The organism is Hamadaea sp. NPDC050747 (genome assembly GCF_040654195.1).
Lineage (GTDB): Bacteria > Actinomycetota > Actinomycetes > Mycobacteriales > Micromonosporaceae > Hamadaea.
The window spans coordinates 34,725-61,165 of the sequence record NZ_JBFAHM010000003.1; the positions used below are offsets into that span (position 1 = coordinate 34,725).

22 protein-coding genes and 3 pseudogenes are annotated in these 26,441 nt (G+C 71.0%); 17 read left to right on the plus strand and 8 right to left on the minus strand.

What is annotated here, in order from left to right; translation table 11 throughout:
• Positions 1–35 precede the first annotated feature (35 nt).
• From AB0H43_RS06550 to AB0H43_RS06560, 3 genes are read right to left on the minus strand one after another with little or no spacing between them, the layout of a single operon-like run.
• Entirely contained in the window at positions 36–1,598 is a 1,563-nt protein-coding gene (locus AB0H43_RS06550) for a hypothetical protein (RefSeq protein WP_359997532.1), read from the minus strand.
• 25 nt (positions 1,599–1,623) lie between these two features.
• Complete coding sequence (locus AB0H43_RS06555) at positions 1,624–2,307, minus strand: response regulator transcription factor (protein WP_359997535.1); 684 nt, start codon at positions 2,305–2,307, stop codon at positions 1,624–1,626.
• A 58-nt stretch (positions 2,308–2,365) separates the two neighbouring features.
• Complete coding sequence (locus AB0H43_RS06560; RefSeq protein ID WP_359997538.1) at positions 2,366–3,472, minus strand: ATP-binding protein; 1,107 nt, start codon at positions 3,470–3,472, stop codon at positions 2,366–2,368.
• A 177-nt stretch (positions 3,473–3,649) separates the two neighbouring features.
• Here AB0H43_RS06560 and phoU point away from each other — a divergent pair, with 177 nt between their 5' ends.
• Positions 3,650–4,336, plus strand: a complete 687-nt coding sequence (phoU, locus tag AB0H43_RS06565; RefSeq protein WP_359997540.1) for a phosphate signaling complex protein PhoU — start codon at positions 3,650–3,652, stop codon at positions 4,334–4,336.
• 25 nt (positions 4,337–4,361) lie between these two features.
• Here the strand turns inward: phoU and AB0H43_RS06570 are convergent, their stop codons facing one another.
• Positions 4,362–5,282, minus strand: coding sequence for a proline dehydrogenase family protein (locus AB0H43_RS06570; RefSeq protein ID WP_359997543.1), 921 nt, complete (start codon positions 5,280–5,282; stop codon positions 4,362–4,364).
• 120 nt (positions 5,283–5,402) lie between these two features.
• On the opposite strand from AB0H43_RS06570, the gene AB0H43_RS06575 reads away from it, so the two are divergent.
• From AB0H43_RS06575 to AB0H43_RS06620, 10 genes and pseudogenes are all read left to right on the plus strand, one after another.
• Positions 5,403–5,990 carry a CGNR zinc finger domain-containing protein gene (locus tag AB0H43_RS06575; protein WP_359997545.1) on the plus strand — a complete coding sequence of 196 codons (588 nt, stop codon included), beginning with the start codon at positions 5,403–5,405 and terminating at the stop codon, positions 5,988–5,990.
• Positions 5,991–6,168: 178 nt separating this feature from the next.
• Entirely contained in the window at positions 6,169–7,953 is a 1,785-nt protein-coding gene (locus AB0H43_RS06580; RefSeq protein ID WP_359997548.1) for a hypothetical protein, read from the plus strand.
• 51 nt (positions 7,954–8,004) lie between these two features.
• Positions 8,005–9,333: an efflux RND transporter periplasmic adaptor subunit gene (locus tag AB0H43_RS06585; protein ID WP_359997551.1), complete on the plus strand. Its 1,329-nt coding sequence runs from the start codon at positions 8,005–8,007 to the stop codon at positions 9,331–9,333.
• Positions 9,330–10,019 (plus strand): annotated as a pseudogene (locus tag AB0H43_RS06590) (ABC transporter ATP-binding protein); the annotation flags it as partial. The gene AB0H43_RS06585 and the pseudogene AB0H43_RS06590, both read left to right, overlap by 4 nt.
• A gap of 14 nt (positions 10,020–10,033) precedes the next feature.
• Positions 10,034–11,218: an ABC transporter permease gene (locus tag AB0H43_RS06595; protein WP_359997554.1), complete on the plus strand. Its 1,185-nt coding sequence runs from the start codon at positions 10,034–10,036 to the stop codon at positions 11,216–11,218.
• A 212-nt stretch (positions 11,219–11,430) separates the two neighbouring features.
• Positions 11,431–11,646: a helix-turn-helix domain-containing protein gene (locus AB0H43_RS06600; RefSeq protein WP_253759908.1), complete on the plus strand. Its 216-nt coding sequence runs from the start codon at positions 11,431–11,433 to the stop codon at positions 11,644–11,646.
• A gap of 167 nt (positions 11,647–11,813) precedes the next feature.
• A complete protein-coding gene (locus tag AB0H43_RS06605; protein ID WP_007465623.1) occupies positions 11,814–11,915 on the plus strand; it encodes an AURKAIP1/COX24 domain-containing protein in 102 nt (33 codons plus the stop codon).
• Between the two features lie 92 nt (positions 11,916–12,007).
• A complete protein-coding gene (locus tag AB0H43_RS06610) occupies positions 12,008–13,051 on the plus strand; it encodes an NAD-dependent epimerase/dehydratase family protein (protein ID WP_359997562.1) in 1,044 nt (347 codons plus the stop codon).
• A gap of 18 nt (positions 13,052–13,069) precedes the next feature.
• Positions 13,070–13,939 carry a lysophospholipid acyltransferase family protein gene (locus AB0H43_RS06615; protein ID WP_359998582.1) on the plus strand — a complete coding sequence of 290 codons (870 nt, stop codon included), beginning with the start codon at positions 13,070–13,072 and terminating at the stop codon, positions 13,937–13,939.
• A 17-nt stretch (positions 13,940–13,956) separates the two neighbouring features.
• A complete protein-coding gene (locus AB0H43_RS06620; protein WP_359997565.1) occupies positions 13,957–15,069 on the plus strand; it encodes a hypothetical protein in 1,113 nt (370 codons plus the stop codon).
• 14 nt (positions 15,070–15,083) lie between these two features.
• Here AB0H43_RS06620 and AB0H43_RS06625 read toward each other — a convergent pair whose 3' ends face one another.
• The 3 genes and pseudogenes from AB0H43_RS06625 to AB0H43_RS06635 form a co-directional block, all read right to left on the minus strand.
• Positions 15,084–15,872 (minus strand): HAD-IB family hydrolase, encoded by a 789-nt coding sequence (locus AB0H43_RS06625; protein ID WP_359997568.1) that lies wholly within the window; start codon positions 15,870–15,872, stop codon positions 15,084–15,086.
• A 348-nt stretch (positions 15,873–16,220) separates the two neighbouring features.
• Positions 16,221–17,042 (minus strand): annotated as a pseudogene (locus AB0H43_RS06630) (DUF5667 domain-containing protein); the annotation flags it as partial.
• A 145-nt stretch (positions 17,043–17,187) separates the two neighbouring features.
• Positions 17,188–18,153: an ECF subfamily RNA polymerase sigma factor, BldN family gene (locus AB0H43_RS06635; protein WP_359997571.1), complete on the minus strand. Its 966-nt coding sequence runs from the start codon at positions 18,151–18,153 to the stop codon at positions 17,188–17,190.
• A gap of 525 nt (positions 18,154–18,678) precedes the next feature.
• Between AB0H43_RS06635 and AB0H43_RS06640 the strand changes: the two genes are divergently transcribed.
• Together AB0H43_RS06640 and AB0H43_RS06645 are read left to right on the plus strand one after the other, a co-directional pair.
• Complete coding sequence (locus AB0H43_RS06640; RefSeq protein ID WP_359997574.1) at positions 18,679–20,295, plus strand: AMP-binding protein; 1,617 nt, start codon at positions 18,679–18,681, stop codon at positions 20,293–20,295.
• On the plus strand, positions 20,288–20,521 hold the full coding sequence (locus tag AB0H43_RS06645) for a glutaredoxin family protein (RefSeq protein WP_359997576.1): 234 nt from the start codon (positions 20,288–20,290) through the stop codon (positions 20,519–20,521). Before AB0H43_RS06640 ends, AB0H43_RS06645 begins: the two co-directional genes overlap by 8 nt.
• Before the next feature lie 74 nt (positions 20,522–20,595).
• Here AB0H43_RS06645 and AB0H43_RS06650 read toward each other — a convergent pair whose 3' ends face one another.
• On the minus strand, positions 20,596–21,228 hold the full coding sequence (locus tag AB0H43_RS06650) for an HAD hydrolase-like protein (protein WP_359997579.1): 633 nt from the start codon (positions 21,226–21,228) through the stop codon (positions 20,596–20,598).
• A gap of 439 nt (positions 21,229–21,667) precedes the next feature.
• Here AB0H43_RS06650 and AB0H43_RS06655 point away from each other — a divergent pair, with 439 nt between their 5' ends.
• The 4 genes and pseudogenes from AB0H43_RS06655 (at position 21,668) to AB0H43_RS06670 (ending at position 26,437) form a co-directional block, all read left to right on the plus strand.
• Positions 21,668–22,420 carry a redox-sensing transcriptional repressor Rex gene (locus AB0H43_RS06655; protein ID WP_359997582.1) on the plus strand — a complete coding sequence of 251 codons (753 nt, stop codon included), beginning with the start codon at positions 21,668–21,670 and terminating at the stop codon, positions 22,418–22,420.
• Positions 22,417–23,649: pseudogene (locus AB0H43_RS06660) on the plus strand (glutamyl-tRNA reductase); the annotation flags it as partial. The gene AB0H43_RS06655 and the pseudogene AB0H43_RS06660, both read left to right, overlap by 4 nt.
• Positions 23,650–23,840: 191 nt before the next feature.
• Positions 23,841–24,860: a hydroxymethylbilane synthase gene (gene hemC, locus AB0H43_RS06665; protein WP_359997585.1), complete on the plus strand. Its 1,020-nt coding sequence runs from the start codon at positions 23,841–23,843 to the stop codon at positions 24,858–24,860.
• Positions 24,857–26,437, plus strand: a complete 1,581-nt coding sequence (locus AB0H43_RS06670; RefSeq protein WP_359997588.1) for a uroporphyrinogen-III synthase — start codon at positions 24,857–24,859, stop codon at positions 26,435–26,437. Before hemC ends, AB0H43_RS06670 begins: the two co-directional genes overlap by 4 nt.
• The last annotated feature ends 4 nt before the right edge of the window (positions 26,438–26,441 follow it).

Below are 26,441 nucleotides of genomic sequence, written 5' to 3' on the forward strand. Positions count from 1 at the left end.
CCAAGATTCGACCGCGATCCCTGATCCAGCGACCGCTAGCGGGTGTCGGGCAACGGCCGCGTCGGGAGGTAGAGGTGATAGTTGGCGGCGGTCTCCATGGGACGATCCGGGAAGGCCGCCGCCAGCGTCGTGTCCAGCGGCGATCCGATCGGGGCGAGATAGGTGACCTCCCGCGCCGCGCCGACCTCGTCCCAGTACGGGTGATAGCGGTTCAACCCCTCGGTGAGGTCGTCCCCGACGACAGCACAGATCCGCTCCTCACCGGTCTGGTAGGAGATCCAGTTGCAGGTCCAGTAGTCGGCGTACAGGCGGGTCTGGTCGTGCGCGGCCAGTGCGGCGATCACCTTCGGCTGGCCGGCCGCCGCGTCGGTGTAGGTCGGGGCGTGCACGGCCAGCGCGACCGTGGCGTACACCGCCATCGCCACTCCAGCCGCCAGCGGCACCCCCGCCGCGAGCCGTTGCCAGTTCGGCCGGGCGACCGAATGCACTCCTGGCGGCTCGCCCGAGAGGCTCCCCGGCGCTGCCATGCCCCGCCAGACGGGTTCCAACCAGGCCGGCGTCGAGATCAGCAGGCAACTCAGGTAGCGCGCACTCTCGATGGGGGAGTCCCCGGCCGACGAGTTGCGGGCGTACGAGACGACCGTGATCAGCGCCGCGACTGCGAGGGCCAGCCGCATTCCGCTCTCCGGCGTACGCGGAGACCGGTAGGCGAGCACGGCGGCGATGACGAGGAGGGCGGCGTACACCGGACCCCACCACAGCTGCCAATCGGCGCAGTAGCTCGGTGCGCAGAGCCCGGTGCCGAGCGGTACGCCGAGCAGCCCGCCGCCGTACAGCCGGTCACTCGCCGACGGATCCGTCCCGGTGGTCTGCAGATGCCAGAAGACCGCCAGGAAACTCTTCGAGAACGTGTTGTGCAGGTCGTGCCAGATCAGCGGGGACGCGCCGAGCAGCAGCCCGCCCGCCAGCGTCCAGCCGGCCCGGGAGGCCAGCTGCCGCCGGGCGAAGACGATCAGCAGCAGGGCCGCACCGGCGAGGTAGGGCAGTGGCAGCAGATGGTTCCAGACGATGAGGCCGCCGAGCAGGCCGATGCCGCCCGTGATCCAGGGGCGGGGCTTCTCGCTCCGGCTGACGGCCAGGACGCCGAGCAGCAGCGCCACCATCATCGGGGAGGTCTCGGGATAGCCGCCCCCGGCGATGAGCTGGTTCTTGACGATCCGGTCCGAGCCCAGCGCCAGCAGCCCGACCGTCGCCGTCGCCAGCCAGGGCGAGTAGACGCGCCGCACCAAGGCGTACATCAGGGGCAGGAACAGCGCGAAGAGCGCGAGCGTCGGCAGCCTCAGCGCGAGCGTGGTCGGGCCGAGCAGGCCGACGAACGGCGCCGCGAGGTACGCCTCGATCGTGCCCATGTAGTGCTGGCCGTAGAAGTAGACCGGGAAGTCCTCACCACGCCAGATGTGCAGAGCGGCGAGGCCGATCGTGGCCTCGTCGCTGTTGGTGAGGGGTGCGTCACGCGCGGTCAGCCAGACCCGGAAACCGACGCCGAGCAGGCCGAGCGCGAACGCCACGAGGGCGGGACGTCTCCAGACCGGGGGCACCGGGGGAGCTTACCGGGCCGACCGTTCACGGCTCGAACTTGTAACCGAGTCCACGCACGGTGACGAGGTAGCGCGGCGTCGAAGGCTCCGGCTCGATCTTGGAGCGCAGCCGCTTCACGTGGACGTCGAGCGTCTTGGTGTCGCCGACGTAGTCCGCACCCCAGACGCGGTCGATGAGCTGACCGCGGGTCAGCACCCGGCCCGCGTTGCGCAGGAGCAGTTCGAGCAGCTCGAACTCCTTGAGCGGCAGCGGGACGGTGTCGCCGGAGACCGTGACGACGTGCCGCTCGACGTCCATGCGGACGGGCCCGGCGCTGAGCGTCGCGCCGCCGGCGTCGACCGGCTCCTGCGAACGGCGGCGCAGCACCGCGCGGATGCGGGCGACCAGCTCCCGCGGCGAGTACGGCTTGGTCACGTAGTCGTCCGCGCCGAGCTCCAGCCCGACGACCTTGTCGATCTCGCTGTCGCGCGCGGTGACCATGATGATCGGGACGCTCGACCGGACGCGGAGCTGCCGGCAGACCTCGGTCCCGGACATCTCCGGGAGCATCAGGTCGAGCAGGACGATGTCGGCGCCGGAGCGGTCGAACTCGGTGAGCGCCGCCGTGCCGGTGGCCGCCACCGACACCTCGAAGCCCTCCTTGCGAAGCATGTAGGAGATGGCGTCCGAGAACGCCTCCTCATCCTCCACCACGAGTACTCGTGCCACGTCTTTCTCTCTTTCTCAGGGCTAGCGGCAAGCTCTCCGGGCTAGCGGCAGGTCTGGGTCAGAACGGTTCGGACAGGGTCAGCCCGAACTCGTCCTCGGGCGGCCGCGCCGGCAGCCGCAGGGTGAACGTCGAACCGCCGCCGACCCGGCTGGAGACATCGACGCGACCGCCGTGGTTGGTCGCGATGTGCTTGACGATCGCCAGGCCCAGGCCGGTGCCGCCGGCCTCCCGCGAACGCGCCTTGTCGGAGCGGTAGAACCGCTCGAAGACCCGGTCCACCTCCTCCGGGGGAATGCCGATCCCCTCGTCGGCGACCTCGATCTCGATCTTCTCGTCGTCGCCCTGCACCGTCACCGAGACGGTCTTCCCCTCGTCGGAGTACGCGACGGCGTTCTCGATCAGGTTGCCCAGGGCGGTCGCGAGCTGGCTGTCGTTGCCGTACGCCGTCAGGTCGAGCCGGCCGCGTACCTCGATGTCGATCGCCTTGGCCTGAGCGGCCGTCCGCGACCGGTCGACCGCCTCGGCGACGACCCAGTCGAGCTGGACCGGCTCCGGGTCGGGCAGCGGTTCGGCGCCCTGCAGACGGGTCAGTTCGAGCAGTTCGGTGACGAGCGTGCCGAGGCGGACGGACTCCCGCTGCATCCGCAGGGCGAAGCGGCGGGTGGAGTCGACGTCGACCTCGCCGTCGGTGGCGTCCAGGATCGCCTCGGCGAGCAGCTGCAACGCGCCGATCGGCGTCTTCAGCTCGTGGCTCACGTTGGCCACGAAGTCACGGCGTACGCGGGCGACCCGGTGCGCGTCGGTGACGTCGAACGCCTCGACCGCGACGAGGCCGCCGCCGAGGGCGACCGCGCGGAGGCTGACCCCCATCGGTTCGGCGTCGCTGCCCTCCGCGCCCCGGGGCAGGTCCAGCTCCACCTCACGGCGTACGCCGGTCCGCCGGACCTGGGCGGCGAGCGTACGCACAATGGGATGGGCGACCGGAGTGCCTGGCACGGCACCCGCCCGGAGCAGGCCCATCGCGCGGGCGGCCGGATTGGCCAGCGCGATCTGGTCGGAGTCGTCGAGCACGACGACGCCGACGCGCAGCGAATCCAGGCTCTTGCGGCCGAGCCCGGCGAGCGCGTCCACCTCTGGGGCGGCTGACGAGCGGCGGAGGAACACGCTGGAACGATAGCCCGTTGTTTACCAGACCGAACCGAAAAACCGGGGCAAAACAACCGGGCCAGGAGTCAAAGTTCACCTATGCGCGGTTCGGCGTTCACCGTTGTTCATCTGGCGGTCGCCCGGCGCACCTACCGTGGCCCCCGACCGACCAACACCGACCCACAGGGATCTTCAATGCGAGAGTCGTTCGGCGCCGCCCTGCACGAGGTGGGCAACCTGCTCGTCTCCATGGCCGAGGCGGCCCGCACCCAGATGCGCCAGGCGACGTACGCGCTGCTCACCGCGGACAAGGAGGCGGCCGACCGGGTCGTCGCCCGGGACGCGGAGATCAACGAGCTGTACCGCCAGGTGGAGGAGCGGGTCTTGCGCCTGCTCGCCCAGCAGCAGCCGGTCGCCCGGGATCTGCGCATGGTGATCACCGCCCAGCACGTCGCGACCGACCTGGAGCGCATGGGCGACCTCGCCGACCACGTCGCGAAGACCGCCCTGCGCCGGCACCCGGCCGCCGCCGTCCCGGCCGAGCTGGCCACGGTCATCGCCGAGATGGCCGAGGTCGCCGACCGCATCGCCGGCAAGATCACCCTCGTGCTGGCCCGCTACGACACCAAGCGTGCGGCCGAGCTGGAAAACGACGACGACGTGATGGACGCGCTGGAGCGCGACCTGTTCGCCGTCATCCTCGGCGAGTCGTGGCAGCACGGCGTGGAGGCGGCGATCGACGCCGCGCTGCTCGGCCGGTTCTACGAGCGGTACGCCGACCACGCGGTGAACGCGGGGCGCCACGTGATCTACCTGGTGACCGGCGAGATCGCCGACGGGCAGGCCTCCGACGAGGACCCGGACCTCCCCGAGTCCCTCTGACCTGACGGCCCTGTCCGGCTGCCGGCTATTTCTTGGAGGCGAGCGCCCGCGCGAAGAACATCATGTTCGCCGGGCGCTCGGCCAGCCGCCGCATGAGGTAGCCGTACCACTCGGTGCCGTAGGGCACGTAGACGCGTACCTGGTAGCCCTCGCGGACGAGCCGGCGCTGCTCCTCCGGGCGTACGCCGTAGAGTAGCTGGAACTCGAACTCGCCGGGACCACGGTCGAACCACCGGGCCCGGTCCTCGCCGATGGCGATCAGCCTTGGGTCGTGCGTGGCCAGCATCGGGTAGCCCTGCCCGGCCATGAGCACGTTCATGCAGCGGACGTAGGACTTGTCGACGTCCAGCGCGGATTGATACGCCACGTGCTCGGGCTCCGAGTACGCCCCCTTGCACAGCCGGACGCGGGAGCCGGCGGTCGCCAGCTCGCGACAGTCCTGCTCGGTACGCCGAAGGTAGGACTGCAGGACCGCACCCGTCCCCGGATAGTCCTTGCGCAGCCGATTCAGGACCGACAGCGTCGAGTCGGTGGTGGTGTGGTCCTCCATGTCCAGGGTGACCGTCGTGCCCGCCTCGGCGGCGGCCGCGCAGATCGCCCGGGCGTTCGCCTCGGCCAGATCCTCGTCGAAGGCCTGGCCGAGCGCCGAGAGCTTCACGCTCACCTCGGCCGCGCCGGTCAGCCCCGCTTCGGCCAGGGCGGCCAGCAAGGTGAGGTATTCGTCCCGGGTCGCGCTCGCCTGCTCAGGCGTCAGCGTGTCCTCGCCGAGGAAGTCCAGCGTGCTCCGCAGCCCTTGATCGGCCAGCTCCCGGGTCACCCGGAGGGCGTCGGGCGTACCGGTGCCGGCGACGAACCGTTTGACCACGTCCCGGCTGACGGGGGCGGAGCCGACGAACTTTTCGACCTTGCCGGATCGCGACGCTGCGAGAATGACCGACCTGAGCATGTCAGCAGCGTATCTCCGATTCGGCCCGGAGTCGGGTTGTGAGGTACGTCCCGTCCGTCGGAAACGGTTCCGGTAAACCTCGGCACACCACTTCCGTCAAGATTGCTCTACCTTTGTCGGGTGGACTTCGATGCGTACGCCAAGACCGCCGTTGACCTGGTCAATGTCCGGCTTGACACCCTCGACGACCTTCGTGCGCTTTTTGCGGACGACCGGGAGTGGATGAAGGAGTCGGTCGCCGATAAGGAGATGGCGGTCTTCCGGCGGGCTCAACGCAAGCTCCGGGACGTCTTCGAGGCCGGCGCGGCCGGCCGCGACGCCGACGCCGTGGCCGATCTGAACGTTTTGCTCGAGACCTTCCCGGTCCAGCCGCGGATCTCGGGGCACGACGCCGGGGACTGGCACATGCACGTCACGAGCCGGGGCGCGTCCGCCTCGGCCGAATACCTGGCCGGCGCGGCCTGGGGGCTGGCCGTCTGGCTCTGCGAGTACGGCAGCGCCCGGTTCGGCGTCTGCGCCGACGAGCGGTGCGGCAACGTCTATCTGGACACCTCGTCCAACAACTGCCGCCGGTTCTGCTCCGAGCGCTGCGCGACGCGGTCGCACGTGGCCGCTCATCGGGCGCGGAAGAAGGCGGCGATCGACGAGGTGGCGGCGCTGCCGAGCGCCACCGTCGCGCCGAAGGCCCCGGTCGCCGTCGGTCGCTGAGCCGCTCTCGCGGGATTTCTCGATCATCGCGTCAGCCATGCTGTTTCACTGGACATTTCGCCTCGTGAAACAGCGTGGCTGACGCGATGATCACGCGTACGCGAGTACCGAGCGGTCCCGGCGGATGGGCCGAAAGGGCGATCCACGCTCGGCTGGTCGTCCAGTAGCGTTGCCGCCCGTGCACCCCGGGGACCCTTCGCAGCCTGATCCGCAGCCCGCCGACTCGCAGCCCGCCGACTCGCAGCCGCCGACGCGACCGATCCCGCCGCAGCCCCCGCACCCCGCGGCGAATCCGCCTTATCCGGGCGCGCCCAGCCCCGTTCCGCCGGGTTCAGGTCCGGTCCCCGGTCCGGTCCCTGGTCCGGTCCCGCCGACAGGTCAGGTCCCGCAGCCAGGGCCGGTCCCGCCGCTGTGGCAGCCGCAGATCCCCCAACAGCGGCAGGCCGGTCAGCTCGGCGGGCCGCCGTACGCGGCTCCGGCGTACCCGCCGGCGGGGTATCCGACGTATCCGCCGGGTCCAGCGGCTCCGCCTCCGGGCTACCCGGCACCGCCGCCCGGTTATCCGAGCTATCCGACGCCGCCTTATCCGACGCCGCCTTATCCGACGCCGCCGTGGCCGGGTGCGTACGCCCCGCCGCCGCCTCCGCCCAAGCGGCCCTGGTTCGGCCGGCTGGCCGTCCTGGCGGTGTTCGTCGTCCTGATCGCCTGCGCCATCCCGGTCGTCGGCGTGGTCGCGTACGTGGCGACGCGGTCGCCCGCGGAGCCGTCGGCCCAACCGACCGCGGGCGTGAGCACGAAGGCCACGCCGAAGGCGTCCCGGTCGCCGGCCCGCCGCCCCAATCCGGGCGACTCCCAGGCGGTCTTCCAGAACTGGGCGCAGGACCGCGTGCAGGCGGCGCTGGACGTGCAGTCCCAAGCGCTCCTGCGCGGCGACCTCACCGGATACGTGAAGGTGATCGATCCGGCCAAGGGGACGCTCGTCGCCCAACTGCGCAAGCAGTACGCCTCCCTGCGCAACATGAAGATCGGCGCGTGGGAGAACGACCTGCTCACGATCACCGCCACCGGTGGCAGGGAGTTCGCCACCACCTGGCGCGTACGCGTCGACGGGCACCCCTGCTTCGGCGCCACGACCTGCGACCTCGACGACTACTCCATGGTGACGACGTGGCGGCTGGCCGATCCGGACACCGCGCTGATGACGTCGCTCGAGCCGGAGGACACCGCGAACGCGCCCCGGCCGTGGGAGGTCAGCGACCTCATCGCGAAAGTGGGCGACCGCACCGTCGTGGCCACCACGAAGGCGTACGCGTCGCTCCTGGACAACGTCGCGAACCAGGCCGAGGCGGCCGCGAAGGTGGCCGACCGGTTGGCGTACCGCGGCAAGCCGCCGACGAAGTACGTCATCTTCTACGCCGGTCCGACCGAGTGGAAGACCTGGTACGACTGGGATCCCCCGGAGTGGTCCGGCGGCGTGACGATCGAGGTCGGCGACGCCTCCAACATCGTGCTGAACGGCAAGGACCTGCAGGGCTGGTACATCGACAACCTGCTGCGGCACGAGATGACGCACGCCGCGACGCTGCCCGGCGGCAGCCGGTCCCGAGCCTGGTGGCTGATCGAGGGCATCGCCGAGTACGCCGACATGGACGGCGCGTCGGTGAGCCGCTACAGCGCCATCGAGGAGACGAAGAAGTTCGTCGAGGGCTCCTGGGACGGCAAGGTGGCCGTCAGCGCACCGGGGGACAGCGACGGCGACGCGAAGGCGGCCGCCGCCTACGGAGTCGCCTTCCTGGCCGTACGCCACCTCGCCGAGAAGTACGGCGAGCAGAAGATGCGGGAGTTCTTCGACGCGGTGGTGCACGACCACCAGACCGAGGCCCAGGCCGCCCCGGCGATCTTCGGCGAGAACTGGACCACAGTGGAGGCCGGCTGCGTGGAGTTCATCCGTTCCTCCGTGTGACCACCGTTCGCCCCGCTGTGAAACCTGCTCAAGTTGACTACCATCACGCGAGTGCGGCGACCGATGGTGTTGGCAGGGGCGGTGACCGTCCTCGTGGCCTTGAGCGCCGCGTCCTGTGGCGGCGGCGACGAGGGCATCGCGACGGCGGAGGTGAGCCGGGCCGACGTGGTCGAGATCGTCGACGCGCCCGCCTCGGTGGTCGCCCGCGCCGCCGCGACCATGACCGCACCGGCCGAGGGGACGCTGGCGCGGCTCGCCGTCTCCGCCGGTGATCAGGTCGCCAAGGGCCAGATCGTCGCGGTCGTCGACTCGCCCACGGCGCAGCAACGGCTGCGGGATGCGAAGAAGGCGCTGGACCTGGCGAAGCGGTCCAGCGGTGGCGGTGGGGTCCGGGTGGATCTCAGCGGGACCGCCCGGCAGCTCGACGAGGCCGCCGCCAAGGCGTTCGACCAGGCCCGCGCGGCGGTGGCGTACATCGCCGACCCGGCGCTGAAGAAGGCGCTGCTCGCGCAGGTCGACGCGGCCGAGCAGCAATACGCCGCCGCGTCGAAGGCGGTGACCTCGGCGGTTCGCGGAGTGCAGCGCGGTCTGCAGTCCATCGGCAGCGCCATGAGCGCCCTGGGCGCCGCCCAGAAACTCCAGGCGCAGCAGGCGTACGACCTGGCGAAGGCCACGGTCGACGCGCTGACGCTGCGCGCGCCGATCGCCGGCGTGATCCAGTTGGGCGGGGCGAACAGTTCGGCCGCGAGCGGAGTGGACCTGTCGTCGCTACTCGGCGCGGCGGCCGGTGGGCAGACGCCGACGACCGGGGGCAGCGGCACGGGTTCGATCCCCGGCGTCTCGCAGACCGTTCCCGAGGGCGGCCCGGTGTCGGCCGGGACCGCCATCCTGACCATCGTCGACGTCAGCGAACTCGGCCTGGTGGCCGAGGTGGACGAGACCGACATCCTGCTGGTCAAGCCGGGGCTGGACGCCGACGTCGAACTCGACGCCGCGACCGACGTCCGCTACCCCGCCCGCGTCGCCAGCATCGACGTCCTGCCGACGGCCAACGCGCGCGGCGGGGTGGCGTACCGGGTGCGGTTGAGTCTCACCCCACCGGCGGGCGCCCCGACGCCGCGGCCGGGCATGAACGCCGTCGCCCACCTCCGCGTACGCCAGGCGAACTCGGCCGTCGCGGTGCCGGCCGCAGCCGTCTTCACCGCCGAGGGCCAATCGCTGACCTGGGTACGCGGCCCGGACGGCAAGGCCGAGCGGCGTCCGGTGATCCTCGGCGTCTCCGGCGAGGATCTGGTGCAGATCACCGACGGACTTCAGCCCGGCGACCGGGTCGTCGTCCGGGGCGCCGACAAGGTGCACCCCGGAGACGAACTGCCGTGACCGCCGCTGCCGGGCCGGCCGCGATCGAGGCGGTGAACGTGGAGCGGACCTATGACCTCGGCGGAGTGACCGTTCCGGCGTTGCGCGGGGTCTCCTTCACGGTGGAGCGTGCCGCCTATGTGGCCGTCATCGGCCCCTCCGGCTCCGGCAAGTCGACGCTGATGCACCTGCTCGGCGGGCTGGACCGGCCGACGGCGGGGACGCTGCGCATCGACGGGCGGGACGTCTCGTCGCTGACGCCCGCGGAGCTGGCTCAGCTGCGCAACCAGACCATCGGCTTCGTCTTCCAGTCGTTTCACCTCCTTGCGCGTACCACTGCTCTGGACAATGTCGCGTTGCCGCTGGTCTATCGCGGTCTGAACGCCCGCGAGCGCCGGGAGAGGGCCCGCGAGACGCTGGCGCGCGTCGGCCTGGCGCATCGCGTGGACCATCGCCCGAACCAGCTTTCGGGCGGTGAGCAGCAGCGGGTGGCCATCGCGCGGGCGCTCGTGACCGAACCGACGGTCCTGCTAGCCGACGAGCCGACCGGCAACCTGGACACCGCGACCGGGCAGGCCGTGATGGAGCTGCTGGAACGGTTGAACGCCGAGTCGGGCGCGGCGTTGGTGCTGGTCACCCACGACCGGGAGGTGGCCGCCCGGGCCGGCCGGCGCATCCACATGCGAGACGGCGTCATCGAGGCGGACGAGGGCGGGGCGGCGTGAGGCTGGCGGAGGCGTGGCGGGTCGCGCTGGACGCGTTGCGGGCCAACCGGCTGCGCAGCGGGCTGACCATGCTGGGCATGGTGATCGGGGTGGCCGCCGTCGTGGTGCTCGTGGCGCTCGGCACCGGCACGAAGAACGAGGTCGAGTCGCAGGTCGAAGGGCTGGGCGCGAACTTGATGTTCGTCGTGCCGGGCAAGGTGGACTTCAACTCCGCGCCGACCGCGTCGCCGCTCGACACGAGCGATCTCAACGCGGTCATCCGGACGGTCGGCGACCGGGACCGGGTGACGGTGTCGCTGACCTCCGGCGAAACCGTGCGGGCCGGGCGGAACTCCACCTTCACCACGGTGCTCGGCGTCATGGAGACCACCCCCAAGGTCTTCGTACGCACCCTGCACAGCGGTTCGTACCTGGCGCGTACGGACGTCGACACCGGAAGGCGCGTCGCCGTGCTGGGCGCCAAAACGGCTCGGACGCTGTTCGGCGACCGGGACGCCGTCGGGCGGCAGATCACGATCGCGGGCGTACGCTTCCGCGTCGTCGGCGTCTTCGCGCCGCTCGGGCAGAGCCTGGGCGTCGACCGGGACACCGAGGTGCACATTCCGATCAGCACCGCGCAGCGACTGTTCGGCACGAACCGCATCGACGCCTTCGCGATCAAGGCGCCGGACGCGGAGTCGGTCGGCCCGCTCGGCGACCGAGTCCTCGCTGAGCTGCGCAAACGTCATCCGGACACCGAGTTCAGCGCGGTCACCCAGGATCAGATCCTCGGCGTGCTGGCCGACATCCTCGGCGTACTCACCACGGTGCTCGCCGCCATCGCCGGGATCTCGCTGCTCGTCGGCGGAGTCGGCGTCTCCAACATCATGCTGGTGTCGGTGCGCGAACGAACCAAGGAGATCGGACTCCGGAAAGCCGTCGGCGCCAAGCCACGTGACATCGGAGTGCAGTTCCTGCTCGAGGCGGTGCTGCTGACCACCATCGGCGGCGTACTCGGGATGACGCTGGGCGTCGCCGCCTCGCTGATCACGGCCGCCCTGTCGCCGGTGCCGGCGACCGTCACGTGGTGGTCGCTCGCGCTCGCCTTCGGCGTCTCGGCCGGCGTCGGGATCATCTTCGGCGTCGTGCCGGCGCAACGGGCCGGCCGTCTCGATCCGGTTGTCGCCCTGCGTACCGAATGACCGTTTCGCACTGTCTGGTTTAGGCCTCCGGATCACGGATCTGCGTCGAATCTTGGGCCAAGATTCGACCGAGATCCCTGATCCGGCGTCGTGCGTACCCGCAAGCCATCGGGCGCGGGCAACCGGGTGTGTTCGGGCGATTACTGAAAGCTGTCGCGTTAGCCACATGAGCCCCGCTAACGTTCTACTTACACGCTGGATGGGGGAAAGGCATGAATTCGCGCGGGACGCCACACGACAACGAGCTGGCGGAGGTGCGCTTCCTCACGGTCGCCGAGGTCGCGACGCTGATGCGAGTCTCGAAGATGACCGTCTATCGGCTGGTCCACTCCGGTGACCTGACCGCGGTCCGGGTCGGGCGCTCCTTCCGGGTGCCCGAGCACGCGGTCCACGAATACTTGAGGGGCGCGTTCTCCCAAGCCGCATGAGGGTGACCGCCCGGTTTCACGAACACGCATGCGTGCGGTTACCCTGGACAGCGGCTCCGGCCCCGTTCGCGCGTACGCGAACCGAGGGCGGGGCGAGATGTCCAACTTCCGCCATGGCGCGTCCGCGCGCCGGGCGAAACCGAAGCATGTGATGAGAGGGCTGCCGTATGGGCTCCGTGGTCAAGAAGCGCCGCAAGCGCATGGCTAAGAAGAAGCACCGCAAGCTGCTGCGCAAGACCCGCGTCCAGCGTCGCCGTCTCGGCAAGTGACCCGCGCCGGTTCGCCGGCGTCATGAGTGCGGGTGCCTGAGCCCGGTGCGTTGCCGACCGGCGACCGCCGGGCTCGGCCAAGGTGGGGGAGCATGGCGACGAGACCCGAGGTGGTTCTGGTCACCGGCGTGAGCCGGTTCCTCGGCGCGCGGATCGCGGCCACCCTCGCCACGCGTACCGGGGTCGGCCGGGTGATCGGGCTCGACTCGTTCCCTCCGCAACCCGAGGTCGAACACCTGCTCGCCGACAGCTCCGTCGAGGTGGTGCAGGCGGATCTGCGCGCCTCCGGCGAGGTCATCGCCGATCTGGGCGTCGAAGCCGTGGTGCACCTCGCCGTCGTCTCCTCGCCCGATCAGGCGCGCGGTGGCCGGGCGGCGATGAAGGAGCAGAACGTCATCGGCACGATGCAGCTGCTCGCCGCCTGCCAGCAGGCCGCGTCGCTGCGCCGGCTGGTGGTGCGCTCGTCGACGGCCGCGTACGGCGCGTCCTTCCGCGATCCGGCCGTCTTCACCGAGGACACCGAGCCGCGCGAGGTGCCCCGGGGTGGCTACGCCCGCGACATTCTCGACATCGAGAGCTACGTCCGCGGGTTCCGCCGCCGTCGGCCCGACGTCACCGCGACGGTCCTCCGCTTCGCCCCGTTCATCGGGGCCAGCGCCGAGACCGCGCTGCTGCGCTATCTGACCCGGCCTACCGTGCCGACCGTGCTCGGGCGCGACCCGCGGATGCAGTTCGTCCACGTCGACGACGCGCTGGAGATCATCGAGCGGTCGGTCCTGGAGAGCCACCCGGGCACCTTCAACGTGGCCGGCGCCGGGGTCGTCACGCTCTCCCAGGCCATCCGCCGAGCGGGCCGCATCGCGTTGCCCATCGTGGAGCAGGCCCTCGCGGTCAGCGCCGCGACCGGCCGCGGGCTCATCAGCAACGACCAGATCGACCTGTTCGTGCACGGCCGCGTCGTCGACACGACGCGCCTGGTCCGCGAATTCGGCTTCACGCCCCGCTCCACACCCGACGCCTTCGCGGACTTCGTCCGCACCCACCAGACCGGCGCGCTGGTCACCCCGGAACGGCTGGCGGCGGCTGAGCGCTCCTTCCTCGACATGATCCAGCGGGTACGCGCGGAGGTGCGGTGAATGACCTCTCCGGAGAACCTGCCTGAGCACGCCATCCCCGAGGAGACCGACGTCTGGGATCGCCGGGTCGCGTCCGGGCTGGCCTTCCTGCGCAGGCGGCTGTCGGGGGCGTACGAGGTCGACGAGTTCGGCTTCGACCACGAGCTGACCGAGGGCCTGTTCCATCCGATGCTGCGGCTGTTGCAGCGAGAGTGGTTCCGCACCGAGATCATCGGCGCGAAGCACATCCCGGTCGACGGCGGCGCACTGCTCGTCGGCAACCACTCCGGCACGGTGGCGCTGGACGCGCTGATGCTGGCGATCGCCTGCCACGACGAGTCGGAAGGTCACCGGCATCTGCGCCTGCTGGGCGCGGACTTCGTCTTCAAGCTGCCCGGCCTCAGCGAGCTGGCCCGCAAGTCGGGCGCGACGCTGGCCTGCACGCCGGACGCCGAACGGCTGCTCTCCGGCGGCGACCTCGTCGGAGTGTTCCCCGAGGGGTTCAAGGGCGTCGGCAAGCCCTTCCGCGACCGCTACAAGCTGCAACGGTTCGGCCGAGGCGGCTTCGTGTCGGCCGCCCTGCGGACGGGGGTGCCGATCATCCCGGCCGCGATCGTGGGCGCGGAGGAGATCTATCCCCTGATCGGCAACATCAAGCCGCTGGCCCGGGTCCTGGGGGCGCCGTACTTCCCGGTGACTCCGACCTTCCCCTGGCTGGGGCCACTGGGGCTGGTGCCGCTGCCCAGCAAGTGGCTGATCGAGTTCGGCGAGCCCATCCCGACCGAGGATCTGGCCGACCAGGCCGACGATCCGATGGTCGTCTTCAACCTGGCCGACCAGGTCCGGGAGACCATTCAGGAGATGATCCACGGTCTGCTGGAGCGGCGGCCGGACCCCTTCGCCCAGTAGGCAGTAGCTTGTTTCCGGTGCGCCTGAGTCAACACCGCCGGCGGTCGACGCTGCGGATCGGCGGGGCTGTGGCTCTCGTCGTGGCCCTGGCCGCCTCCGTCCGGCTGCTCACCCTCCCGGCTCCCCATGCGCCGGGGACGGATTGGACGCTGACGGAGGCCTTCCCGTCGGCTGCCGTGGTGGACGTCCCGGGCTACGTCGACGGCGACTGGGCGTACGAGCCGATGCTGTTCCTCGACGACCGGACGTCGTTGGGTACCGCCACCCCGTCCGGCGGCGGGGAGACCGCGTTGGTGATCTTGGACGGCGACGGTCGGATTCGCACCGTACGCACCCTCGGTGCGGACGAGGCGCCCCAGTTCGGCGGCTTCACCGCGGGCGACGACCGGATCGCCTGGCTGGAGCAGACCGCCGGGGACGACGGTCAGGGCGACGCCGCGATCTGGATCGCCGGGCGCGACGGCTCGGCGGCCCACATCCTCACCCGGGACCTGGGCGACTTCGCCTTCTTCAACTCGCAGTACGACCTGCACATCCGAGACGGCCGGGTCTACTGGGTTGCGGCGGTGCCCGGCGACGTCCTGGCCTCGGAGATCCGTTCGGTTCCGGTGGCCGGCGGCGACGTCTCGGTACGCCGCATCGACGGCGGGTGGCAGTCGGTCGGCGGCGACTGGCTCGTGAGCGCGATGACCGCCGGCGGTGGGGCGACCGCGCTCGTCAACTGGCAGACCGGGCGTCGCCAGTCCATCCCCAACCAGGCGTCCGAGCTGGTCAGCTGTAGTTCTACGGTGTGCCGCGTACTGGTGCTGGGCGGTGATGGCGGGGCGACCCGGATCGACGTCATGCGGATCGACGGCCGTGAGCGGCATCGGGCGGCGTCCGGCTCGGTGACCGCCGCGCTCGTCGACGTGGGGCTGCTCGATCGCTGGGAGGTCTTCTCCCGTCAGGGGTCCGGTGCGTCCGCGCTGGCCCGGCAGCAGGTTCTGCTCTACGACATCCAAGAGCGCCGGACGATCGCCCTCGCCGACGGCGCGGGACAGATCATGGGGCGCGGTGGTTTCGTGTGGTGGGGCAGCGGCACCGGCGACGACGTGACGTGGCACGTCGTCGACCTGCACGCGTTGCGCTGAGCGCCGGACGGCGGTCAGTCGCGGCGAGCGCGGATGGCCAGGCCGGCCGCGACCGCACCGGCGAGGACACCGGCCGCCAGCGTCGCCGGGACCGCCACCTTCGCCGCCTTGCGGCCGGTGCGGAAGTCGCGGATCTGCCAGGACCGCGCCCGGGCGTGCCGCCGCAGCGCGCCGTCCGGGTTGACCGCGGTGGGGTGCCCGACCGCGCTGAGCATCGGCAGGTCGTTCACCGAATCCGAGTACGCGTAGCAGTCGGCGAGGTCGAAGCCCTCGGCGGCGGCCAGCGCGCGGACGGCGGTCTCCTTCGCCGGGCCGTGCAGCATCTCGCCGACCAGCCGTCCGGTGTAGACGCCATTGTGGATCTCCGCGACCGTGCCGAGCGCGCCGGTCAGGCCGAGTCGCCGGGCGATCACCTCACCGAGTTCGACCGGGGCCGCCGTCACCAGCCAGACCCGGTCGCCGTCGGCGATGTGCTGCTCGGCGATGGCCCGAGTGCCGGCCCAGATCCGCTCGGCCATCAGCTCGTCGAAGATCTCCTCGCTGAGCCGGCTGACATCCTCGACGCGCCAGCCCTCGATGAAGGCCAGCGCCGCCTGCCGGGCCTCGGCGATGTCGCCGGCGTGCTCGGCCGCCAGCAGCCGGAACTTCACCTGGCTCCAGCCGAACCGGAGCAGATCGGTGGTGGTGAAGTATTTCCGGGCGGCCAGACCACGAGCGAAGTAGTACAGCGAGGCGCCCTGCATCAGGGTGTTGTCCAGATCGAAGAAGGCAGCCGCCTTGACGCGCTCGTATGGCTCCGTCACGGCCGCTTCGCCTCCCAATCCCGGCAACACGTCTGTAGAGCGTAGCGGTTGTATGCGACCGGGGGCGCCACCCTGCGGTGACGCCCCCGGATCTCGAAGGTGAATCCTTCAACAGCCGTCCGGTGATCAGTTCCCGAGCAGATCGCCCAGGATGCGGCCGAGTTCGCCGAGCAGACCCTCGTCGCCCTCGGTGCTCGCCGACGGCTGCGGCGAGGCCGAGGCGGACGGCGCGATCTGAGCCGGCGTCGTCGCCTCGCCGCTGGTCCCCACGCTCGGCGCCGTTGCCGGTCGCGGGGTCGTCGTCGAGGTGCTCCGCGGGACGGTGGTCTCGGGCTGCTGACCGGCCGGGGCCGGGCAGGGCGACGCCGCCGGGCCGAGCGCGTCGGCCGCCGAGGTCGCCTTCGCTCCACAGGCGAGCGCGGCGCGCAGCGAGTGAGAGCGGTCCGAGATGGCGTCCAGCAACGTGGCCGACGCGGCGGCCCGTTGCCGGGACGGCCCGTCCACCAGCGCCGTGAGCTGGCCCATCAAGGACTTCTGATCGGCCACGAACCGGTCGACGGTGTCGAGCGCGGCGGTGCCGCCCTGGCCCATCGCCGACGTGGTCAGCAGGCGTACGCCCTCGATCGTGTCCTTGTCCATGTCCGTCAAGGCGGTGGTGAAGCTGCCGCTGTCGGACCGGACGGCACTGGCTTCGCTCAGTCGCGTACGGGCGAACTCCAGGTAGAGCTGCCCGCGCGACAGGTCGGAGCTGGCCAGCGCGAGCTGAGCTCGCTCGGTCGATCGCTTGACCTGGTAGAGCGCGTCGCCGGGATTGGCGTCGCCGCTGGCCATGGAGATGCCGGAGACGGCGAGAGTGCCGGTCGCCACGCCCGCGATGATCGCGATGCGCGTACGGGACCGGGCCGGCTTCACCAGGATGGGTTCCGGCTCGGTCGCGGTGACGCCGATGCCCTCGCGCTCGGCGGTGGCGATCAGCTGAGCGCGCAGGCTGCTCCGGAAGTCCGGATTCGGACCGGGCACGTGCGTGCCCCGGAGCTGGTCGCCGAGCGTCACGAACTCCGCGAGCTGGGCGTCGAGACGGGAATGGGAATGATGACGCCGGCCGCCGTTGGCCTCGTCCAGGAGTCGGGCGAAGCGCTCGGCGCGCCGCCGGTCGAAGACAGTGTTCATAGCGGGCACCCCCCTTCGCTGGTCGCGGCGGACTGCCGGAGTGTGTCCACGGACTCCGGTCGTACTCGGTCAAACGGCCGCGGGGGGTCTGGGGTTACGGAGAGCCGGGGCGTGACTCGGCTCACTGCGGGGGCGGTGAGCGGGGTCACGGCTGGAAGCCCTCCGGAAGGAGTCGGGCGAGCGCGCGGACGGCTCGGTACTGCAGCGCCTTGATGGCGCCCTCGTTCTTGCCCATCGCCTGAGCGGTCTCCGCGACGGAGAAACCCTGGAGGAATCGGAGCACGATGCACTCCTGCTGCTCCGGGTTCAGCTGCTTCACCGCGGTCAGCAGAGCGACATTGGTGATGTGGTCGACGACGGCGGCTTCCGGGCTGCCCTCCGGGCCCCGGTCCTCGCGGTCGGCGTCCAGGACGTCGCCGGTGGTGACCTCGAGGCGGTAGCGGCCGGACTTGAAATGGTCGGCGACCAGGTTGCGGGCGATGGTCACCAGCCAGGCGCCGAGATCACGGCCCTGCCAGGTGAAGCTGCCGATGCGCTTGAGCGCCCGCAGGAAGGTGTCGCTCGTCAGGTCCTCGGCCAGCGGCCGGTTGCCCACCCGGAAGTAGATGAACCGGAAAACGGTGTCGACGTACCGGTCGTAGATCAGCCCGAACGCCTCGGCCTCACCCGCCTGGGCTCGCTCGACGAGCGCCCACACCTCGGCGGCGGCGTCGCCCGGATCGGGCCGGCTCGGGTACGCGGGCTGCCCGCCGCCGGGCGGGTCGACGCGTTGGGTGTCCTCGTCGGGCAGGACCGGGAGCAGCGTGGTCTCCGAGTCGGGCACGGTGACCGCGCCGCCCTGGGCGGGCGCTACCGGACGACCGTTGACCCGGCCGCCGATCGGCTTGGTGGCGGGGGTCTTGGCGGCCGGATTGTGGTGGCCGCTGTCGTTACCCGTCTTGGTCCGCGTACGCGCCCGGACCGCGGCGCCCTCGCTCCGCGACGTGACGCTCAGTAGCGGATTCAGGAGAAGTTCGTTGAGTGAAGTGCGAAGGGCGTCCAGACCCTCGGTGAGTGCCTGCCGTGCGGCGGACACTTCGGGACTCACGCCGTAGTACGCACTGCTTGTCATGCCGTCACCTCCGAGCGCCCGGATGCGGAGCCGCAGGGGCGGGCGGCGGCAAACGGGGCGTCTCTCACCATAAGCCGACAAACACCCATTAAGCACGGGTGCGGTGCAAGAACGGGCACAGCGGCCTCCTCTGGTTGAGGGGTGTCGGATCATGCCAAAACGGGTGAGCCGACCCTCGGAATGATAGGGCCAAACCCACCCTGGTGTGCGTGTTCACGAAAACTGTCCGGCCATTGGGGGGAGTATTTCCGCTGCTTTCGCACGGACGTCGCACATCGTGTGCGGCTTTACTTCATCAATCACACGGCGTGTCACGGCAGACACGCCGTGGTCACGTTCCCAGGTACTCAGAGCTGCAAGGAGATTCGGAAAATCGCTGATCAGGGAGGGATCGAAGTGGATCGCCGGGTTCGGCGTTTCACCCCCGCGGGTGACCCGACCGTGACGACACGGTGATCCGATCACTACAACGAACGAGATTCATGGGGGTGCCGCGCTTTTTCGTCGTGTGGAAGACTCCCGAACGTGCAGGATGCGATCGCCGCCGATGTCGCCGAGTACGCCACCCTCGCGGGCTATGTCCAGCGCGCCGCGCGCCGACACCCCGATCGCCCGGCGCTGCGGCACAACGGACGCACCCTGACCTGGTCCGAATTGGATTCGCAAGTGGACTCGGTGGCGGGCGGGCTGCGTAATCTGGGCGCGCCGGACACCGACGGGCGACCCGCGCGGGTCGCGATCGCCCTGCCGAACATCCCCGAATTCGCGGTGTCCTTCTTCGGCGCACTACGGGCCGGACTCGTCGCCGTCCCCGTCAACCCCGGCTACACACCCCGGGAACTCCGCCACGTCCTGGCCGACTCCGGCGCGAGTGTGCTCATCGCGACAGACGCGGTCGCCGCGGCCGTCGCCGGCATCGGCGGTGAACTCGAGTCGCTGCGCTGGGCGTACACCTGCAGTGGAAATGAGGACGCGGGCCGTGCCTTGGCCCGGGCGCTCGCGCGCGACGCGGCCCCCAACCCGCGCCCACCCGCGGACAGCGACCTGGCGGTGCTGCTCTACACCTCCGGCACCGAGGGCGCGCCGAAGGGCGCGATGCTGACCCACCGGGCGCTGATCGCCAACCACGTGCAGCTCGAGGCGGTCGAACCGGCCATCCTGGACGGCAACGACGTGGCGCTGCTCGGCCTGCCGATGTTCCACGCCTACGGGCTGAACTCGGGCCTCGGCGCGGTGGCCTACCACGGGGCGTGCGGCGTGCTCACCGACCGGTTCGACGCTGAGGAGTCGCTGCGGCTGATCGCCGAAGAAGGCGTCAGCGTGGTGGTCGGCGTGCCGTCGATGTACACGCTCTGGGCGGCGAGCCTGACCTCCGCCGCGCCGATGTCGTCGGTACGCGTCGCCGTCTGCGGCGCAGCGCCCCTGGAAGCGGTGACCGCTCGCAAGTTCACCGCCATCACCGGCGTCGACGTCCACATCGGCTACGGCCTGACCGAGACCTCGCCGGTCGTGTCCTCGACCTTGGCCGCCCCGGCGCTGAAAGTGGGCTCGATCGGGCGGCCCCTCCCGGGGATCGAACTGCGCCTGGTCTCCTCCACTGGCGACGACGTCTGGCGGGCGGGCAGCCCCTCGCTGGACGACGACGGCGACGGACCAGGACTCGAACACGAATCGCCGGACAGCCCCGGCAGCGACCCCGGCGAGATCGTGGTCCGCGGCGACAACCTCTTCTCCGGCTACTGGCCGGACGGCCGCGGCGGCCCCGACCCCGACGGCTGGTGGGCGACCGGCGACGTCGCGTACGCCGACGGCGACGGCGACCTGTTCCTGGTCGACCGCATCGGCGAACTGATCATCGTCAACGGCTTCAACGTCTACCCGTACGAGGTCGAGCTGGTGCTCGGCATGCATCCAGGAGTCGCCGAGTCCGCCGTCCTCGGCGCACCCGACCCGGTACGCGGCCAGACCGTGCGCGCGTTCGTAGTCCGAGCGGCGGGCAGCTCCGTGGATGAAGAAGAACTGATCCGCCACTGCGAACGCAACCTGGCCCGGTTCAAATGCCCGACGCTGATCTCCTTCGTCCCGGAACTGCCGCACTCGGCGATCGGCAAGGTCCGCAAAGTAGTCTTGCGGGATGTCTGAGCAGCCCCGCGTCACCCTCTACACCCGGCCCGGCTGTCACCTCTGCTCCGACGCCGTCGCGACGCTGGACGACCTAGGTGTGCCGTTCGCCGAGATCGACATCACCGGCGACCGGGAACTGGAAGCCGAATACGGCGACCGGATCCCGGTGATCATGCTGGACGGCAAGGAACACGGATACTGGCGGGTCGAAGGGGCCCGGCTGCTCCGCGACCTCGCCGCCTGACCCGGCTCCCCGCGCTGCTTTCTGCGCGCTGCCGGCGGAGCGAGCGCTCGCGCCGTGCAGTAGGGCTGCCGCGGTCAGCGGGAGGCGAGCGCGATCGCCTCGAGCAGCGTCCCGGCCACAGGTACGCCGACCTCCCGCAGCTTGACCGGGTCGGTGAAGCCACCGGCGTACAGGACGCAGTGTGCTCCGACCGAGGCGGCCGCGTGGGCGTCGTCCACCGAGTCGCCGATGAGCACCGTCTCGGCGCCTTCGACGCCCAGCTCCGTCAGGTGCGCCGCCAGGTGGCCGGCTTTGAATCCGCCGCCGATCGGGTCGCGTAGGCCGTCGACTCGGGCGAAGTGCGGCGTCAGACCGAAACGGTCGACGGTGGGGACGAGTTCGTGGTGGAACCACATGCTCAGCAGGGACTGCGTACCGGTCCAGGTGGCGATCGCGTCGCGGGCGTCGGCCGCCAGGTCGACCTGGAGGAGCCCGATCCGGTACTCGTCGTGGAAGATCGTGTCCATCCGGGCGAACTCCTCCGGCTCGACCGTCCGGCCCAGTAGGGAGCCGTAGTAGTCGATGATCGGCCGCCGGAAGTCGCGCCGGTGCTCGTCCTCGGTCACCGGCTGCCCGCCGGAAGAGGTCAGCGCCACATTGGTGGACGCGACGACCAGGCCCAAGTCGTTGAGGAGGGTGCCGTTCCAGTCCCAGACGAGGTGCTTCACGTCGCTCAGCGTAGTGGCGGTCGCGGGCGGGACGGCGGTCGGCGTAACGCTCGTCACGCTGTGCGTACGGCCTCGGTGGAACGCGACTTTCGTCACTGCGCGTGACATCGAGAGGATGCAGCACCGCAGGATGGAGGGGCGGCGCGGCGCGGGCTGAAATATCCCTGCTTGCGAAATAATCGCAATCGCAGCGCCCACCTGCCGCATGCGCGATCTCGAGAATGGAGGGCATGTGTGCCGCGGGGGCATCTCTCGGGATCATCCATGTCGCGGGTGGGCGCTGGCTGCGTCGCCACACCCGGGCGATCTATCAAGATCGCGATTTGTGCACGTCTTCACAAGCGCCTACTCTGTTACCGCGACGGGCCCTGATAGCACAGCCAGTTGGCGTGCGTGTGGTGGGGTCCAGCGAAAGCAAGCCGAGTCGGCACGGAGTCACATGAGTCAGCAGCGTTCCGGCGGAGAAGCCGGACTGAGTACCCGTAACGGTGCGGGTCCGGACTTTCCGGATCTGCCGGACGCTACGGTCGCTCGGCTGCCGGAGTACCTGCGGTCTTTGCATCAGATGCTGGAGGCCGGGCAGGACACCGTCTCGAGCGAGGGACTGGCCGCCGCGGCCGGCGTGAACTCCGCCAAGCTGCGCAAAGACCTGTCGCACCTCGGTTCCTACGGCACGCGGGGCGTCGGGTACGACATCACCCGGCTCATCGAGCAGATCGAGCATGTCCTGGGTCTCACGATCCACCGCGGCGTCGCCCTGGTCGGCCTCGGTAACCTCGGCCACGCGCTCGCCGGATACGCCGGATTCGCCACCCGTGGCTTCGAGATCGTGGCGCTGTTCGACGCCGACCCCGCCCGCATCGGGGAGCGGGTTCACGGACTCGCCGTGCGGCACATCGACCAACTTGCCGTTACGGTGGCTCAGGAGCGGATCGCGATCGGAGTGATCGCCACTCCGGCGCGTGCCGCCCAGAGCGTCGCGGACCAACTCGTGGCGGCCGGAGTCACCAGCATCCTGAACTTCGCCCCGTGTGTGCTCTCCGTGCCGGAGGGCGTCGACGTACGCAAGGTCGACCTCGCGGTCGAGCTGCAGATCCTGTCGTTCCACGAGCATCGCAAGGCCAACGGCAACGGACAGGCCAACGGCGTTGCGCGCGGTTCAGCGGCCCGACCTGGGGAGGTGGCAGCGTGAACCTGATCGTCGTCGGCGCGTCCTATCGCAGTGCGAGCGTGCCGCTGTTGGAGCGGTTGAGCGTGCCGCCCGCCGAGCAGCACCGGCTGCTGCGCGGGCTCGTCGCCGGGCCGCACGTGGCTGAGGTCGCCCTCGTCTCGACGTGCAACCGCGTCGAGGTGTACGCGGCCGTCCCCGCCTTCCACCCCGGGTTGAGCCAGGTCGTCGCCGCCCTGGCCGAGCAGTCCGGGCTGAGCGCGGACGAGCTGGCCGGAAGTCTTTACGTCCACCACGGGGCGGACGCGGTCTCACATGTCTACCGCGTCGCCGCCGGACTGGACTCCATGGTCGTCGGTGAGGCCCAGATCCTCGGCCAGCTGCGGGAGGCGTACGCCGCCGCGACGGAGGCGGAGGCGGTCGGCCGGCTGCTGCACGAGCTGCTCCAGCAGGCGCTGCGCGTCGGCAAGCGGGCGCACGCCGAGACCGGCATCGACCAGGCGCCCCGGAGCATGGTGACGGCCGCGTTGGCCCGGGCCGGTTCGCTGACCGGGCGCCGGGCGCTGGTCATCGGCGCGGGCGCGATGGGCTCGCTCGCCGTCTCGGCGCTCAGCCGGGCAGCGGTGGAGCAGATCACCGTGGTCAACCGGGGCCACGAGCGCGCCGAGCGCCTGGCAGAGCTGTACGCCGTCCACGCGGCCCCGTTCGATCAGCTGCCGAGGCTGCTGGCCGAGGCCGACGTCGTGGTGACCGCGACCGCCTCGATCGGGCACGTGCTGACCGCGTCCATGGTCGCCGAGTCGGGCGGCCGTCCGGTCATCGTCGACCTCGCCGTCCCGCGTGATGTCGAGCCGGCCGTGAAGCAGCTGCCGGGCGTCACCGTGATCGACGTCGAGCATCTCGCCGAGGCCGGTGGGGCGCATGGGCACGCGGCGCACATCGTCGACGAAGCCGAGGCGATCGTCGCCGCCGAGGTCGAGGCGTTCCTCACCTGGCTGCGCGGTTCGCAGGTGGCCCCGACGGTGGCCGCCCTCCGGGCGCGCGCCGACGAACTCGTCGAGGCCGAGATGGGCCGCCTGGCGCGGCGCTCCGACCTGACCGCCGATCAGCGCGCCGAGGTCGCCCACGCGATGCACCGCATCGTTCAGCGGCTGCTGCACGAGCCGACCGTACGCGTCCGGCAGCTCGCGGCCGGTCCGGGCGGAGAGGCGTACCCGAAGCTGTTGCGGGACCTGTTCGGCCTGTCGGTGCCCGCGGAGGTGGCGCCGAGCGGTGCCGCCATGCCCAAGGGCGAGAACGTCGCGGTGATCTTCGAGGCCGTGCCGCCCGCGGGCCCGGAAGAGGCCGCGAGCCCGATAGCGGCCGTGAGCCCGGAAGAGGCCGCGAGCCCGATAACGGCCGTGAGCCCGGATGGGCTTGCGAGCCGGCAAGAGGATGGTGCGAAGTGAAGCTTCGTCTGGGGACGAGGGGTTCGGCCCTGGCGCTGGCCCAGTCGCAGATGGTCGCCGACGCGGTGACCGCCGCGACCGGTCAGGCCGTGGAACTCGTCGAAATCGTCACGCCGGGCGACCGCTCGGCGGCGCCGGTGCAGCGCCTCGGGGTGGGCGTGTTCGTCTCCGCCCTGCGGGACGCGCTGCTGGCCAAGGAGATCGACTTCGCCGTCCACTCGTACAAGGACCTGCCGACGGCGTCGACGGACGACCTGATCATCGCGGCCGTGCCGGAGCGGGCGGACCCACGTGACGTGCTCGTCGCCCGGGACGGCCTGACCCTGGCCGAACTGCCGCCGAGTTCCCTGGTCGGCACCGGGGCGTTGCGGCGGATCGCCCAGCTCCAGGCGCTCGGCCTGGGGTTGCGGACGACGCCGATCCGGGGCAACGTGGACTCCCGGCTGCGCCGTGTCGCGTCCGGCGAACTGGACGCGATCGTGCTGGCCAAGGCTGGTCTCGACCGGCTCGGCCGGTCCGCCGAGGCGACCGAGGCGCTCGACCCGATGCTGATGCTGCCCGCGCCCGCCCAGGGCGCCCTGGCGGTGGAGTGCCGGGCCGACGACAACGACCTGGTGGCGGCGCTGAGCGCGCTCGACCACTCGGCCACGCGGGCGGCGGTCGCCGCCGAGCGTGGTCTGCTCGCCCAGCTCGAGGCCGGGTGCTCCGCGCCGATCGCGGGCCTGGCCGAGATCAGTGAAGCTGGGGCTGGCCCCGGCCGTCCTCCCGGTTCCCTGCGGGCACCGGATCGAGCGGCCGGTGCCGCTAGTGAAGACGAGATCTACCTGCGCGGCGCGGTCTTCAGCGAAGACGGCCGTCACGCCATCCGGCTGTCGCGCACGGGCACCTTCGCCGACGCCGACCAGATCGGCCGGCTTCTCGCCGCGGACCTGCTCGCGGCGGGCGCAGATCGTCTTTTCGCCTTCAACGGTGGGGAGACGGATGAGAATGATGCTGTACCTGGGAGTGCACAATGACCCGCACCCGTAAGCCGGCCGGCCACATCGCGTTCGTCGGAGCCGGGCCGGGCGATCCCGGCCTGGTCACCCGCCGGGCCTACGACGCCTTGGCCGACGCCGACCACGTCGTCTACGACCGGGGCGTACCCGACACGCTCCTCACCGCGCTGCGGGAGGTAGTGCCGCCCGAGGCCGAATGGTCTCCGGCCGAGGGCGCGCCCGGGGACGTCGCGAAGGTGCTCCTCAACGAGGCCAAGTCCGGCCGTAACGCGGTCCACCTCGTCACCGGCGACCCGTTCGGCCACGACTCCGTGGTCCGCGAGGTTCAGGCCGTGGCGCGGACCGCTGTCCGCTTCGCCGTGGTCCCGGGCGTGAGCCAGTCCGCGGGTGTCGCGACCTACGCCGGGGTCCCGCTCGCCGGGGTGCGCACGGTCGCGGACATCGAAGACATCGCCGAGGTCGACTTCCCGGCGCTCGCGGCGGGCCTGCGCCGCGGCTCGATCGCGCTCAGCGTCGACGCCGGCGATCTGGCGGCGGTACGCGACGGGCTGCTGGCGAGTGGCGTCGAGGGGTCGACGCCGGTCGCGATCACCGGAGACGGAACCGGCGAGACGCAGTACACGACCGTGTCGACCGTGGACAGCTTCGTCGCCGCCGCGCTCGGCTTCAGCGGCCGGGCGGTGCTCTCCGTCGGCACCGGCGTCCAGCTGCGAGACAAGCTCGGCTGGTGGGAGAACCGCCCGCTCTACGGCTGGCGTGTCCTCGTGCCGCGAACCAAGGAGCAGGCCGGCGCGATGAGCGAGCGGCTGCGGGCGTACGGGGCGATCCCGTGCGAGGTGCCGACCATCGCGGTGGAGCCGCCGCGGACGCCGGCGCAGATGGAACGCGCCATCAAGGGCCTGGTCGACGGCCGGTACGCCTGGACGATCTTCACCAGCGTGAACGCCGTCAAGGCGGTCTGGGAGAAGTTCGCCGAGCACGGGCTGGACGCGCGCCACTTCGGCGGGGTGAAGATCGCCTGCATCGGCGAGGCCACCGCCGAGGCGGTCCGGTCCTTCGGCATCCAGCCGGAGCTGATCCCCGGCACCGAGCAGACCTCCGAGGGCCTGCTCGCCGAGTTCGCCCCGCACGACGAGATGCTCGACCCGGTCGGGCGCATCCTGCTGCCGCGGGCCGACATCGCGACGGAGACCCTGGTCGCCGGACTGACCGAGATGGGCTGGGAGGTCGACGACGTCACGGCGTACCGGACCGTCCGGGCCGCGCCGCCGCCGGAGGAGATCCGCAACGCGATCAAGCAGGGCGGGTTCGACGCGGTGCTGTTCACCTCGTCCTCCACCGTCCGGAACCTGGTCGGCATCGCGGGCAAGCCCCACCAGCGGACCGTCGTCGCGGTGATCGGGCCGAAGACGCACGACACGGCGATCGAGTTCGGTCTCCGGGTCGACGTCCAGCCCGAGCACGCCTCGGTGCCGGACCTCGTCGAGGCCCTGGCCTCGTACGCCGTCGAACTGCGCGAGAAGCTCGCGACCATGCCGCCCAAGAGCCGTCGCGGTTCCAAGGTGCAGGGACCGACGGCGCTGCGATTCCGCTGACTCT